The sequence below is a fragment of the Natrinema halophilum genome (genome assembly GCF_013402815.2).
Lineage (GTDB): Archaea > Halobacteriota > Halobacteria > Halobacteriales > Natrialbaceae > Natrinema > Natrinema halophilum.
This window is the reverse complement of sequence record NZ_CP058601.1, coordinates 1,644,790-1,657,215: the sequence shown is the minus strand read 5'-3', so window position 1 is coordinate 1,657,215 and position 12,426 is coordinate 1,644,790. Positions and strand designations below refer to the sequence as shown.

Here is a 12,426-nt window from a genome sequence, read left to right as displayed (position 1 = left end):
TGGAGTCCCTCAACGATCGAAACCAGCCTATCGTCACGAGGGAGTGACCCAATCCGGAGAACAGAGACAATCGTCGCAGCGAGAAATATCGCTGCAATGTCTCCGAGGACGAATACGATCAGATCCTATTCAGCCGCTGCTCCAAGCACTGGTAACAGAATGAATTCCTCACTGGCTGGGACACCGCTGGAGAGTGCTGATAATCCATCTACGATCCCCATCAACGCTGCGCCGACCAGCAGGATGCCAGTAATTACGAATCCACCGAAATACAGCCAGTGCCGGAAGGCCGTATCTAACACGTTGGTGCGAAAAGGGATAAAATACATCGGAAGATGCGATCGGTCAGTAAGCAAATCTCCCACCCGGTTGCTTCCCTGCGAGAACTCAAGAACCACTAGCCATCAATCGAGGGTGATGTGAGGGAGTAATGACGGAACCACCCGGATTGATGAATTGAAACGATCTCTTTTCGGAGAAATCGGTCTGATTTGAAGTCGACCGATGGTCCACGAGCAAAGCGAGCACGTTCTCGGGAGCAGTTCGAACCCTGGTCAGTTCCGTCGCCTCACGACGATTCCCTCACGTTACCGGTTACCGTCGTCAACAGTTGGAAGCCTGGCCGTTGACACCCAGAACGCCTCGATCGATAGAATGATCTCCTTGAGTTCGTCGGGCCCGTTCGGTTTCGTGATGCAGGCATTCGCGTTTTTTTCATATACCTTGCGAACTTCCTGTTCGGCAAGCTGTCCGGTCGAGACGATAACGGGAATGTGATTGTGGGCGGGGTCGGCGTTCAGTTCTTCCAAAATGTCACTCCCGCCCATGTCCGGAAGGTGCCAATCGAGGATAACGAGGTCCGTCTCTGGAGCGTCGGCGTACTCGTCACGCTGGTTTACGAAGTCGAGTGCGTCGGACCCGGTCGAGACGATGCGAAGTCTTTCGGTGAGATCCAGCGCGTCGTACACCTCCCGTATAAGTCTCGCATCGCCCGGATTGTCCTCCACGACCAAGATGGTTCGTGGCTGATCCGTCTGTCCGTTCGAACGGGCCATTTGTGCCGGGTAGCATCGGCTGAAATATTAAATCTTGTATAACTATTCACAACCTAGTTACGTTTTGTTATCACCGATAGTTAGTGAAAGGGTAGATTCTCTGGAGTTATCGGCCCGATTAGAATCGATACACGGCCGAATCGAGGTAGTAAGTTCGTGCTCACGAAGAACGACTGCTTGAGCGGATTCGAACGGATGGTTCGCGGGGAACACCCGGATCGTCCTGCATCGGTCGCTACTCCGACGACGTGTTTCGGACCGTCAACACCGGAATCGAAGCCGTCCGAACGAGGTGTTCCGTGACGCTTCCGAGGAGGTATCGATCGAGACCCGTTCGGCCGTGCGTGCCGACGACGACCAGATCGATATCGTGGCCCTCGACGTACGAACGGATCGCTCGCTGGATCGACGGTCCATATTCGACCGTCTCGGCGACAGGTTCGACGCCGGCGGCCGCCGCGTAAGCTGCCGCGTCCGCGAGAATCTCGTTCGCGGTTTCCTCCAGCATCGACATCTGGATATCACTCCGGACGTCGACGCCGAGACTCACGGTGGCGATGGCAGAAAGGAGATGCAGCGCAGCGTTCTCGGCGTTGGCGACGTCCGTGCCGATCGTGAGTGCCTCGCGCGCACACTCGCTTCCATCGGTCGGTACCAGAACGCGACGGTACGGATACGTCGGCGCGTCGCCGTCTGGCCTGAGCGTCAGTACCGGGACGGATGCTCGTCTGACGACGCGCTCGGTCGTACTACCGAGCAAGAACCGCTTGAGGCCCTGCCGACCGTGGGTCGGCATGACGATGAGATCGATGTCGGACGATTCCGCATACTCGCAAATCGTGCTGTAGGGTTCGCCCTGGTGAACCGCGGTGACCGCGTTTACGCCGCGTTCCTGTGCCTGGTCGGCGGTCTCGGCAACGAGTCGTTCGCCCTGCCGCTCGAGGCCATCGACGATCTCGCCTTGTATCTGGAGAACGCTATCCCTCGTCGTATTAGCCACGTTGAGGACGTGGACCGTCGACTCGTGAGCGGCGGCGATATCGAGAACGTGATCGAACGCGGCCGACGCTCCCTGGCTGCCATCGGTTGGAAAGAGGATCTCTGTGAACATGGTATGCGCTGGAAGCGAGATCACTCCCGTACGTCGAGGGCCCCCTCTTCGGCAGTAGCCGCTTCTCGCCGCCAGACGAGTTCGAGTTCGATACTTTGCTTTGCTTCTTTGTCCCCGTCGGACCAGTCCGATTCTCCCTCGAGTTTGAACGTGACGGGTTCGGTCGGGTTCAATCGCACCTGCGTCCCCTCGAGGTCGAGCGTTACGTTACCGTCGTCGTCGAGTTGGTCGGCCAGGCCACGGAGGGTGTCGGCGATTTCCGCTCGGGATCGCTCTGCCTCGGTTTCCAGTTCTCCCATACGTCTCGCTACACCGAAATTGGACTTAAACAAAGAGGGGTTGTCTCAATTCGGGGGACTATCGTGTCGGCGTATCGATTACGGTTCGGTCAGTTGATGGTCACCGCTTTCGGGCTGGAGTCGCGTCCGTCGCCCTCGACGGCGAGATCCTCGAGGGCCAGTTCGAGATTGCGAGTGTTCGCTTTCCAGAATGCGTCGAAAAGGACACCGAGAACCGGGACAGAACCGATGACAGTGTCGACTGCGATGTTCGCGACCATCCGGAGCAACGTCGATTGTGAGACACCCATACGAGCCGATTCGGCGACGAGGTACAACGAGACGGCTGCGGCTGCAGAATCACCGGCCCCGGGGAGGATCCCGACGATCGGATCGAGCCCGAATCGGAACTCCGTTCCCGGGATTCGGAGCCCTTTGTCGAGTGCGTGAGCAACCGTTTGCATTCGCCCGAGAGCGGCTTTGTCGACGGATTCCGGGAGATCGTCGTCGACGTCCTCGAGTTTCGATCGAATTCCGTCGGTTGCGTCAGTTTCCATGACCCTGGTTCGAAGTGAATGAGGATAAACACAGGGGTGGCCGTGGCAAGCGGTCAGGCCGTTGATGGTCGTCGACATGATCCGGACGATTTCGACAGCCTTCGTACGGCTTCAGTTCGATCGTCGATAGTAGCCGCGCAGATGCCACTCGGTCGGTGGTCCGATCCCTGACGGTGATGGGTCCGTCTGACGTCCCTTCGATCGTTCTACAGGCGGAACAGGGCGAGTGCCTCGAGAGTTGTCCTCGTGGTACTTTACACGTAAGCAAAGCGAGAGCTTCAGACCCGTTCCGTAACGGTGATTTCGTGGCTGAGCGAAGCATCACGTTATCACCGGCATGGGCGACGACTCGTGGGGACCGGTGGTCCATCGCTGTCCGCAAACTCTCCGAGTTCAGCCACCGTCCAGACGGGCTGCGATTGCGTCTCGAACCACGTATCCTCGAGGCGGTTCACAACCACGGCAACCATCACTTGACCGTGAAAAAGTTCGTATTTCTCTCCAGCTCACGAGTAACAGTTGGTTCGAATACCGTCATTGCCGCCACATGATCGCCAAAACGGCCGGATGCAGGACCTTCGTACCGAATTCCTGTATTTCACAGAATAATACTATTATTAGCGACGAGTGGCTTTTATACTATGGGTAACTACAGTCTAATACACGGTTGAACGATCAGATCTAGCAATGCAGACGGAACTCTCACCCGCAGACGATACGACCGACCTCCAGTACGACCAGCCCAACGATCGCTACGTCTTCCACCACGACAGCGACGGCACCGCGACGATCACGACGACGATCGTCCACGCCCTCGCGTCGATCGCGAATACTGACGTCTCGCAGGGGGAGTTCTCCCTGTACGACAGCGTCGACCCAGACGCACTCGACCGCATCTTTAGCTCGAAGGCGGATGGGACAGAACGGTCGGATGGCCACATCGCGTTCACCGCCCTCGAACACGAGGTGTACGTCTACGCGAACGGCGACGTCATCATTTACCCACCGGCAGAGTCGCCCCGGCCGCCGACCTCCAACTGACCGCGGCTGCTTCTGTCCCCGTCGACCTGATCGTTTTCGGCGCGCCTTCAGGCGCACTGAGCGGTGTGCCGGATAGAATCGAATAGCACGACTTAGGGAGCTACGTCTCTTCAGCTACACGCATGACTGTCGTTGCATTACTGAGCGTCGCCCCCGTGATCGAAGACAGTATGGCCAGTGAGGTCGCGAAGGCCGTCGACGCGCTCGAGGGGTACGACGTCCGCTACGAGACGAACCCGATGGGGACGGTGATCGAAGCCGAGACGACGGACGAACTCTTCGCAGCCGCACAAGCAGCTCACGATGCCGTCGACGCCGATCGAGTGAGCACTGTTCTGAAGATCGACGACAAGCGGACACGAGACGCCACCGCGTCGGAGAAGGTCGAGGCAGTCGAAACGCAACTCGGTCGGCCGGCCCGAAACACTGAGGACTGACCGGCTCGGGGTGCTTTCGCCAGGAATCGTCCGACATGAGCGGTCCGCGAGGAAACGAAACCGAGAGCGTACCCGGCTACATGGCGCGAAACGCACTGTGAGTGGCCAAGCCATCCCGTCATTGTCGGTCGGAACCGAACGGACAAACGGTTTTAGCACGGAGACTGAATCCCGTTGCATGGAAAGTCTCAATCGGATGGCGATCGAGCTGGTCGACGAGGCCCTCGACTACGCCGAGGAGTTGAATATCGGAGGGTACGACCTCGAGAACGAATCGACAGTACTGGACTTCGGGCTCGAGTTCGAGGGCGGCATCGAAGCCGGACTGTTGCTGACCGAGATCCAGACGGCGGGGATGGCGACGCCGAGCTACGACCTGGGCGAACTCGGCGACGCGTCGATCCCCTTCGTCGAACTGTCGACGGACCAGCCGGCGCTCTCGCTTCTTTGTTCTCAGAAGGCGGGCTGGGAGCTGACGACGGACGATTTCGAAGGTCTCGGAAGCGGTCCCGCGAGAGCGCTGGTGGCCGAAGAAGCGGAGTTTCGCCGCGTCGGCTACACCGACGCGTTCGATCTGACCGCACTCGCTGTCGAGACGGACGAGGAGCCGACCGAAGCCGCAGCCAAGCAGGTCGCCGACCTTGCCGAAGTCGAGCCGAGCAGCGTTTTCCTGCTCGCGTATCGAACCGCGAGCATCGTCGGGAGCATCACGAACGCCGCCCGCGCGGCCGAACTCGCGACGTTCCGGCTCGCTGAGCTCGGGTACGACCCGCTCGATATCGTTTCGGCCACCGGACGCGCACCCGTCGCACCCGTCGCGGGGGACGAACGGACCGCGATCGCACGCACGACAGATGCGATCGCCTACGGCGGTCGAGCGCACCTCACCGTCCGGGAAGACGCCGATATCTTCGACTCGGTGCCGTCGACGGCCGTCGAGAAGCACGGCCGTCCGTTCGCCGACGTTTTCGACGACCTCGAGTGGGAGTTCGAGGAGGTCCCCTCTGATCTCTTCGCACCCGCGACGGTGACGATCGACGTGATCGGCGGTCCGACGCGCGTCTACGGCGAGACGGACGAAGAATTGCTCGCCGATTCGTTCGGGCTGTAATCATGCGATTCAAGCCGGTTCCCGAGCCGCCAGCCGATTTCGCGTTCGTCGCCGCCGTCACCCGCGCGCTCCCCGCGGCCGCCGGCGACGTCGACGATTGCTGTCGGCACCTCGTGGACGAGACGTCCCTCGAGACCCGAGACGAGGCGGCGACCTGGCTGGCGTTTCTCCAGGCGCTCGAGCTGGCGACCGAAGAGCCGGCGGGGTATCGGCGCCGCGACTCGATCACAGGCGTCGACTCCCGGACCGGGCTCGACCGCGGTCGGCTTCGGCGGACGTTCCGGGAGCGCGTCGACGGAGCCGAGAGGGTCATCTCAGTTCTCGAGCGCGCTGACGAACCGCTCACTGCCGAGGAAATCGTAGCCGCGATTCGAGACGCACGACGAACCGACGAGCGGCGATCTCGTCCGTCCCGGGCCGATGGTGCGGACGGTGAGCGAGATCGAATCGTACGGCTCCTCGAGTGGGCGGTTCTTCTGGGGTGGGTCGAGCGGGACAACGGTGTATTCCATGCCTGTGGCGGATTCGAAGAGAGCGAACCCGTGGATGAGGACGAGTGAATGCGTGGATGAAAACAGTAGGTGCTGCGGCTGTTCAGAACGTCCGAATTCACCCTGTGACAGACAGGAAACGTATATGTGGCGTTAGTATCACAGTATACGCAAGTGAAACTATATTTGAGTGTCGTTCTGGTCGGAACTGCCGTGGCCGGGTTGGATTATACCACTACAGGTGATATCAGCGAAATCGGAGCCGATCCCGCCTCCCTGCTCATCGTCGCCGTTCTCGGGATGCTCGGGTCGTATCTGGAGTACGACAGAGATAGTGCCAAACTGAAAATTATATGGGCGGGCACAACCGGCGGTGTTATAGGTGCGCTCGGGACCAGCGAGACGCGGTTCGAACTCGCCGGTGCGGTTTTTGTGGGCGGACTCATCGCCATAACGGCGAAAGCAGCAGTTCGGAAAGTGGACTCTGACTTGCCGACGGAAATACCATTTTTCGACGGCTGAATTACACGTTTCGGCGCGCAGGTGAGCACTCGAGATGCCGTCACCGTGAGGCCCTGAGGTCTTCACACGGTGTATCAGCTGCTGTGTGCCATCGACGGCGGAAAACGGACGCTGGCACTCAGAATCACAGACCGATAGGAAGACGTCGGAACCAGATCGAACTATTCGTCCGACAGACGGCCGGGGTTCCACTCCTCGTCGAACTCCTCGTGGGTGTACGGTTTCGCATCCTCGCCGGCGTAGGTGGCGACGAGCTGGCCGTCACCCTCGAGGTGGTACTTGTAGGTCGTCAGCCCCTCGAGGCCGACGGGGCCGCGGGCGTGGATCTTGCCCGTGCTGATGCCGACCTCGGCACCGAGGCCGAACCGGTAGCCGTCGGCGAAGCGCGTCGAGGCGTTGTGGAAGACGCTCGCCGAGTCGAGGCTGCGCATGAAGGTGCTCGCGCGGTCCGCGTTCTCGGTCACGATCGAATCCGTATGCTTCGAGCCGTGAGTGGTGATGTGATCGACCGCCGTCTCGAGCGAGTCGACGATCCTGATCGAAACGATCAGATCGCCGTACTCGGTGTCCCAGTCGGTTTCGGTGGCGGCTTCTACGTCGACGATTTCGCGGGTAGCCTCGTCGCCGCGCATCTCGACGTCGGCGGAATTATAGCGGTCTGCGATTGCCGGCAGGAATTCGTCGGCGACGGACTCGTGGACCAGCAGGGTCTCGACGGCGTTACAGACCGCTGGGTACTGGACCTTGGCGTCGTAGGCGATGTCTTCCGCCATCGAGAGGTCTGCCTCGTCGTCGACGTACACGTGGCAGATTCCCTCAGTGTGCCCGAGGACGGGAATGCTCGTGTTGTCCTGGATATAGCCGACGAACTCGGAGCTTCCCCGCGGCATGAGGAGGTCAATCGACTCACCCATCTCGAGCAGCGCGTCGACGTCCTCGCGGGCTTCGATGTGCTGTGCCCAGCCGTCCGGAACCCCGGCGTCGGCCGCGGCGTCCTCGATGATCTCGAAGAGGATCCGGTTGGAGTGGAGCGCCTCGCTGCCGCCTTTCAGGATGACCGCGTTCCCCGACTTGAGACCGAGCGCGGCGATCTGGACGAGCGCGTCGGGCCGGGACTCGAAGACCGTGCCGATAACGCCGATTGGTACGGCGACCTTGTACAGTTCGAGGTTCTCGTCGAGTTCCCGCGCCGAAAGCGTCTTTCCGAGCGGATCCTCTTGGTCTGCCACGCTTCGGACCATCTCGGTGATGCTCTCGATCTTCGACTCGGAGAGCTTCAGCCGGTCGACCAGCGCCTGCGTGTACTCGCCGTCCTCGAGCAGTCGTTCGCCCTCGGTGACGTCTTTCTCGTTTGCTTCGAGGACCTCGTCGGTTCGAGCTTCGATCGCGTCGGCGATCTCGTGAAGGGCCTCGGTTCGCTCTTCGTCCGAGAGCTTCGCGAGCTCGAGCGCTGCGGACTGTGCCTCGTCGACGTTTTGTTCGATATCGATCTCAGTCATCGCTCACACCGTTGATGGGAACGAATATGGTTCCCACGGGTTTGGCAGTAGCGATCTTCTCGAGAATGTCGGGTTCGGTCGACCTCGCGATGACGGCCGGAATGCCGTGTTCGCTGACGTCGCGTGCCCCCTCGATTTTTGTCTGGATGCCGCCGAATTCGTCGCTCGTACTTTCCGTGACGATTTCCTGTACCGTGTCGTAGTTCGCCCCGACAGCCTCGATCCGTTCGGCGTGGCCGTCTTCCTTCGGGTTGCCGGTGTAGACGCCGCCGACGTCGGTCAGCGTGACCAGCAAGTCGCCGTCGACGCCCATGGTCGCCGCCGCCGAGAGCATGTCGTTGTCGCCGATTCGAATCTCCTCCGTCGCGACTGCATCGTTTTCGTTGAGTATCGGAACGACGCCCCAGTCCAGCAGCGTCTCCACGGTGTTTCGAAAGTTCGTAAAGCGCTCGGGGTTTTCGAGGTCGTGTTGGGTCAACAGAAGCTGGGCGACCTTCCTGTCGTACCGCCCGAAGCTTTCGGTATAGCGGTGCATGAGGTGGCTCTGTCCGACGGTCGACAGTGCCTGGGACTCCTCGACGGTCCCGGTCGATCCCTCGATCCGGCCCGTTCCGGCACCGATCGCACCCGACGAGACGAGGATGACCTCCTTGTCCCGTTTCAGGAGGGATTGGATGTCGTCGACGAGCTTGTCGAGTTTCTCGTCGTCGAGGTTCGACTCCTCGTCGGTCAGCGAATTCGTTCCCGCCTTGACGACGACACGATCGGCGTCGGCAGCCATCTGTCTCGCCTCCGCGACGGTCGCGTCCTCGAGCGTCTCACTCATTGTCGGATTCGCCTGCGAGTTCCGCAGAGCGTTCTTCGGCCGCCTTTATGGCGTCGGCGATGGTTTCCTGTACGTCACTGTTCCAGAGGACTTCCATCCCTTCGATAGTCGTCCCGTTCGGCGAACAGACGGCGTCGATCAGGTCGTCGACGTCCTCGTCCGACCGGAGGACGGTTTCGGCTGCCCCTTTGAACGTCTGTGCAGCCAGCGTTTCGGCGTCATCGGCGTCGAGCCCCCCGTCGATTCCGGCTTCTTTCATCGCCTGAAGGAGGTAGAAGACGAACGCCGGTCCGCTTCCGTTGACGGCGGTCGCGATGTCCATTTGTGCTTCGTCGATTTCGGCGTACTCGCCGACGTCGTCGAGCAGCGTCCGAACCTCGTCGGGGACGTTCTCTCCGGCCACGGCCGCAGCCATGTCCCCCGTTTCGGCCGCGAGATTCGGCATGATTCGGACGACGTTCGCCTCGGTTCGCGCTTCGACGTAGTCGGTCGAGACGCCGGCGGCAATAGAAAGAAGCGTCTGCTCCGGTGCGAGATCGAGGTCGTCGAGGACCGCGCCGACGATGTCGGGTTTCACGGCGACGATCACAACGTCGGCGTCGGCCGCGGCCGAGACGTCCGCAGTGGTCCGCTCGCAGTAGTCGGTAACCGACTCGAGTGCGTCGGGATCTAGATCACACGCGGTCACCGTGTGATTCCCGGCCCGCCAGAGCCCTTTTATCAGGGCGCTTCCCATGTTTCCGCAACCGATAACGCTCGTCTGTACCATCTTGTTCTAGTCGAGGTACCGAATCGGACATACCAACTTTGGTTTCGATCGGCTGCGTTAGTGCCGGCCACCGATATCGGTCACCGGTGCGAGACGTCGCGAAGAGGAGCTCACTCTCGCCGATCCTCGCGTCCGGGTCACGAACCGACTGTCGCATCGAAACGAATCGTACCACGAAGTTTTACCGGTCTTGACTGTTACTGTGGTCTGTAATGGAATCGTCTCCGCCGACCGAGGGGGAACTCCAGACTCGAGTTCGCCAACAGGAGATCGTCGCCGAACTCGGTCAACAGGCACTGTCAACGGAGGATATAGACCGGTTGATGCACGACGCATCGGTCGCCGTCGCCGAGACGCTGGACGCCGACTACTGCAAAGTGCTCGAGTTGCTACCCGGCGGGGACGAGGTCTTGTTGCGACAGGGCGTCGGCTGGCAAACGGGGCTCGTCGGGACGGCGACGGTTCCCACGGACAGGGACTCCCAGGCGGGGTATACGCTCCTCTCGGAGGAGCCGGTCATCGTCGACGATCTCCGGACGGAACCCCGATTTTCCGGTCCGGATCTGCTCGTCGATCACGACGTCAGAAGCGGCATCAGCGTCGTTATCGGCTCGGTCGAGGAGCCGTGGGGCGTTCTCGGGACCCACACGATCGACCACAGAGAGTTTACCGACCACGACGCCAACTTCGTCCAGAGCGTCGCGAACGTCATCGCGGCGGCCATCGACCGTACGGCGAAAGAACGTCGATTGCGCGACCGTGAGGCGCAACTCGAGCGGTACAGGGTCTATACCGACGATATCCTGAACTCGGTCGACGACATGTTTTACGTCGTCGACGAGGCGGGCAACTTTCAGCGGTGGAACCAGACGCTGAACGCAGTCACCGGCTATTCGGACGCCGAAATCGAATCGATGCACCCGATCGAATTCGTCGCCGAGGAGGATCGAGAGCAGCTCGCAACCGGAATCAGCGAAATCTTCGACACCGGGAACGCACGCGTCGAAGTAGACGTCCTGACCAAAAGTGACGAACGGATTCCGTACGAGTTCGTCGCGGCCAAACTCGAAAACCCCGAAGGGAAGCGCGTCCTGGCCGGTATCGGCCGAGATATCAGCAAACAAAAAGAACACGAGCATGAACTGGCCAAGTACGAGACGATCGTCGAAACGATCGACGACGGCATTTACGTCAAAGACGAGTCGGGCCGGTTTACGATGGTCAACGACGCGTACGCGGAACTGACGGGCTACGATCGCGAGAGACTGATCGGGGAACACGCTTCGCTCGTCGTCGACGAATCGACGATCGAGCAGTCGAAGGAGCGACTGACAGAATCACCTGCCGAGCAAACGAGCAGTCCGGTCGTCGAAGCTGAGATCAAGACGGCAGACGGCAATCACATCCCAACGGAGGGAACCTTCGCAACGCTACGGTCCGATAGCGGCGACCGCGAAGAAGTCGGCGTCGTCAGGGACATCACCGAGCGAAAACGGCGAGAGCGAAAACTCGAGGAATCCGAGCGCCGCTACCGGACGCTCGCGGAGAACTTCCCGAACGGTGCCGTCGGAATATACGACAAGGAGCTTCGGTATACGCTGACCAGAGGCGGCGTTCTCGGCGACCGCCTCCCCAGCGCGGACCGCCTCGAGGGCAATCGCGTCCCGGACATCTTTCCCGAAGAGACGGCCGCGGATCTGGAGGCGCTGTTTCGCACCGCCCTCGAGGACGGCACCACCCACAGCACGACGACAGAGTTCGGCGATCGGAACTGGCGCGTGTGGGCTGTACCGCTTCGTAATGCCGACGGCGATGTCTTCGCCGGCCTGAGTATGGCACAGGACATCACCGAGCACGTCGAGCGCGAGCAGCGACTCGAGGAATTGATCGACCGGCTCGAGCAGTCAAACGAACGACTGGAGCAGTTCGCGTACGCGGCCTCTCACGACCTGCAAGAGCCCCTTCGGATGGTGACGAGCTACCTCAAGTTACTCGAGAAGCGGTACAACGACGCCTTCGACGAAGACGGCGAAGAGTTTCTCGCATATGCCATCGACGGGGCAGAACGAATGCGGACGATGATCGACGGGCTGCTCGAGTACTCGCGAGTCGAAACCCAGGGCGACCCGTTCGAACCGGTGACCTTGAACGAAGTACTCGAGGGCGTCCTCGAGGATCTCCAGGTTCGAATCCGAGAGACCGACGCTGAAATTGAAACCGAGGACCTTCCCCGCGTAGCGGGCGACGCCAGCCAACTGCGACAGGTCTTCCTCAATCTTCTCTCGAACGCGATCACGTACAGCGGCGATGAACCGCCACAGATCCACGTCGGGGCCGAACGGCGGAGTAAAGAGTGGGTGGTATCGGTTCGCGACGAAGGGATCGGGATCGATCCGGCGGACCACGAGCGAGTGTTTACGGTATTCGACCGCCTGCACAGCCGTGCAGAGTACGATGGAGCGGGGATCGGACTCGCATTATGCGAGCGCATCGTCGAACGTCACGGGGGCGACATCTGGGTTAACTCCGAGTCCGGTGAGGGGGCGACGTTCTCGTTTTCGCTGCCCGCTGTGGATAGTCACACCTGCTGAAATGCCCACGAAAGGTGTCGCTGCTCACAAAGTGGTCGAGACGCGAACCGACTGGCTTACAAAGTAGTCGAGCGGTCGGAGTGAACGCCGGAAGTTCCGCACGAAAGCAAACCAGCGACCGGAAAATAATCGACTGAA

At 60.6% G+C, this 12,426-nt stretch carries 13 protein-coding genes; 6 read left to right on the top strand and 7 right to left on the bottom strand.

From position 1 onward, the window contains the following. Positions 1–587: 587 nt before the first annotated feature. The 4 genes from HYG82_RS28885 to HYG82_RS28870 all read right to left on the bottom strand — a co-directional run bounded on the left by HYG82_RS28885 (position 588) and on the right by HYG82_RS28870 (position 3,001). On the bottom strand, positions 588–1,055 hold the full coding sequence (locus HYG82_RS28885) for a response regulator (RefSeq protein ID WP_179260531.1): 468 nt from the start codon (positions 1,053–1,055) through the stop codon (positions 588–590). 235 nt (positions 1,056–1,290) lie between these two features. After that, complete coding sequence (locus tag HYG82_RS28880; RefSeq protein ID WP_179264419.1) at positions 1,291–2,166, bottom strand: universal stress protein; 876 nt, start codon at positions 2,164–2,166, stop codon at positions 1,291–1,293. Positions 2,167–2,186: 20 nt separating this feature from the next. Continuing rightward, a complete protein-coding gene (locus HYG82_RS28875; protein WP_179260530.1) occupies positions 2,187–2,465 on the bottom strand; it encodes an amphi-Trp domain-containing protein in 279 nt (92 codons plus the stop codon). A gap of 89 nt (positions 2,466–2,554) precedes the next feature. Next, the gene (locus tag HYG82_RS28870; RefSeq protein WP_179260529.1) at positions 2,555–3,001 is read right to left on the bottom strand and encodes a DUF4112 domain-containing protein; all 447 of its coding nucleotides are present in this window, start codon (positions 2,999–3,001) and stop codon (positions 2,555–2,557) included. Between the two features lie 687 nt (positions 3,002–3,688). Between HYG82_RS28870 and HYG82_RS28865 the strand changes: the two genes are divergently transcribed. From HYG82_RS28865 to HYG82_RS28845, 5 genes are all read left to right on the top strand, one after another. Beyond that, complete coding sequence (locus tag HYG82_RS28865; RefSeq protein ID WP_179260528.1) at positions 3,689–4,042, top strand: HalOD1 output domain-containing protein; 354 nt, start codon at positions 3,689–3,691, stop codon at positions 4,040–4,042. Positions 4,043–4,164: 122 nt separating this feature from the next. Next, positions 4,165–4,479 carry an MTH1187 family thiamine-binding protein gene (locus HYG82_RS28860; RefSeq protein ID WP_179260527.1) on the top strand — a complete coding sequence of 105 codons (315 nt, stop codon included), beginning with the start codon at positions 4,165–4,167 and terminating at the stop codon, positions 4,477–4,479. Positions 4,480–4,657: 178 nt separating this feature from the next. Further along, the gene (gene mch, locus HYG82_RS28855) at positions 4,658–5,590 is read left to right on the top strand and encodes a methenyltetrahydromethanopterin cyclohydrolase (protein WP_179260526.1); all 933 of its coding nucleotides are present in this window, start codon (positions 4,658–4,660) and stop codon (positions 5,588–5,590) included. A gap of 2 nt (positions 5,591–5,592) precedes the next feature. Next, positions 5,593–6,150 (top strand): double winged helix-containing putative transcriptional regulator, encoded by a 558-nt coding sequence (locus HYG82_RS28850; RefSeq protein WP_179260525.1) that lies wholly within the window; start codon positions 5,593–5,595, stop codon positions 6,148–6,150. Between the two features lie 144 nt (positions 6,151–6,294). Beyond that, complete coding sequence (locus HYG82_RS28845) at positions 6,295–6,603, top strand: hypothetical protein (RefSeq protein ID WP_179260524.1); 309 nt, start codon at positions 6,295–6,297, stop codon at positions 6,601–6,603. A gap of 161 nt (positions 6,604–6,764) precedes the next feature. On the opposite strand, the gene HYG82_RS28840 is transcribed toward HYG82_RS28845, so the two are convergent. Genes HYG82_RS28840 through proC form a run of 3 tightly spaced genes read right to left on the bottom strand, consistent with a single transcriptional unit; the run spans position 6,765 to position 9,697 of the window. After that, a complete protein-coding gene (locus HYG82_RS28840; protein WP_179260523.1) occupies positions 6,765–8,102 on the bottom strand; it encodes a glutamate-5-semialdehyde dehydrogenase in 1,338 nt (445 codons plus the stop codon). Then, complete coding sequence (gene proB, locus HYG82_RS28835) at positions 8,095–8,928, bottom strand: glutamate 5-kinase (RefSeq protein ID WP_179260522.1); 834 nt, start codon at positions 8,926–8,928, stop codon at positions 8,095–8,097. The genes HYG82_RS28840 and proB overlap by 8 nt, the downstream gene beginning before the upstream one ends. Next, positions 8,921–9,697, bottom strand: a complete 777-nt coding sequence (gene proC, locus HYG82_RS28830) for a pyrroline-5-carboxylate reductase (protein WP_179260521.1) — start codon at positions 9,695–9,697, stop codon at positions 8,921–8,923. Before proC ends, proB begins: the two co-directional genes overlap by 8 nt. A gap of 212 nt (positions 9,698–9,909) precedes the next feature. Here proC and HYG82_RS28825 point away from each other — a divergent pair, with 212 nt between their 5' ends. After that, positions 9,910–12,288, top strand: a complete 2,379-nt coding sequence (locus HYG82_RS28825; RefSeq protein ID WP_179260520.1) for a PAS domain S-box protein — start codon at positions 9,910–9,912, stop codon at positions 12,286–12,288. Positions 12,289–12,426: the final 138 nt, after the last annotated feature.

Bases quoted from the DNA above. Each gene is read 5' to 3' on its own strand.
- HYG82_RS28865 (WP_179260528.1), top strand. From the start codon at position 3,689: ATGCAGACGGAACTCTCACCCGCAGACGATACGACCGACCTCCAGTAC.
- HYG82_RS28840 (WP_179260523.1), bottom strand. From the start codon at position 8,102: ATGACTGAGATCGATATCGAACAAAACGTCGACGAGGCACAGTCCGCA.
- HYG82_RS28870 (WP_179260529.1), bottom strand. From the start codon at position 3,001: ATGGAAACTGACGCAACCGACGGAATTCGATCGAAACTCGAGGACGTC.
- proB (WP_179260522.1), bottom strand. From the start codon at position 8,928: ATGAGTGAGACGCTCGAGGACGCGACCGTCGCGGAGGCGAGACAGATG.
- mch (WP_179260526.1), top strand. From the start codon at position 4,658: ATGGAAAGTCTCAATCGGATGGCGATCGAGCTGGTCGACGAGGCCCTC.
- HYG82_RS28825 (WP_179260520.1), top strand. From the start codon at position 9,910: ATGGAATCGTCTCCGCCGACCGAGGGGGAACTCCAGACTCGAGTTCGC.
- proC (WP_179260521.1), bottom strand. From the start codon at position 9,697: ATGGTACAGACGAGCGTTATCGGTTGCGGAAACATGGGAAGCGCCCTG.
- HYG82_RS28875 (WP_179260530.1), bottom strand. From the start codon at position 2,465: ATGGGAGAACTGGAAACCGAGGCAGAGCGATCCCGAGCGGAAATCGCC.
- HYG82_RS28885 (WP_179260531.1), bottom strand. From the start codon at position 1,055: ATGGCCCGTTCGAACGGACAGACGGATCAGCCACGAACCATCTTGGTC.
- HYG82_RS28850 (WP_179260525.1), top strand. From the start codon at position 5,593: ATGCGATTCAAGCCGGTTCCCGAGCCGCCAGCCGATTTCGCGTTCGTC.
- HYG82_RS28880 (WP_179264419.1), bottom strand. From the start codon at position 2,166: ATGTTCACAGAGATCCTCTTTCCAACCGATGGCAGCCAGGGAGCGTCG.
- HYG82_RS28860 (WP_179260527.1), top strand. From the start codon at position 4,165: ATGACTGTCGTTGCATTACTGAGCGTCGCCCCCGTGATCGAAGACAGT.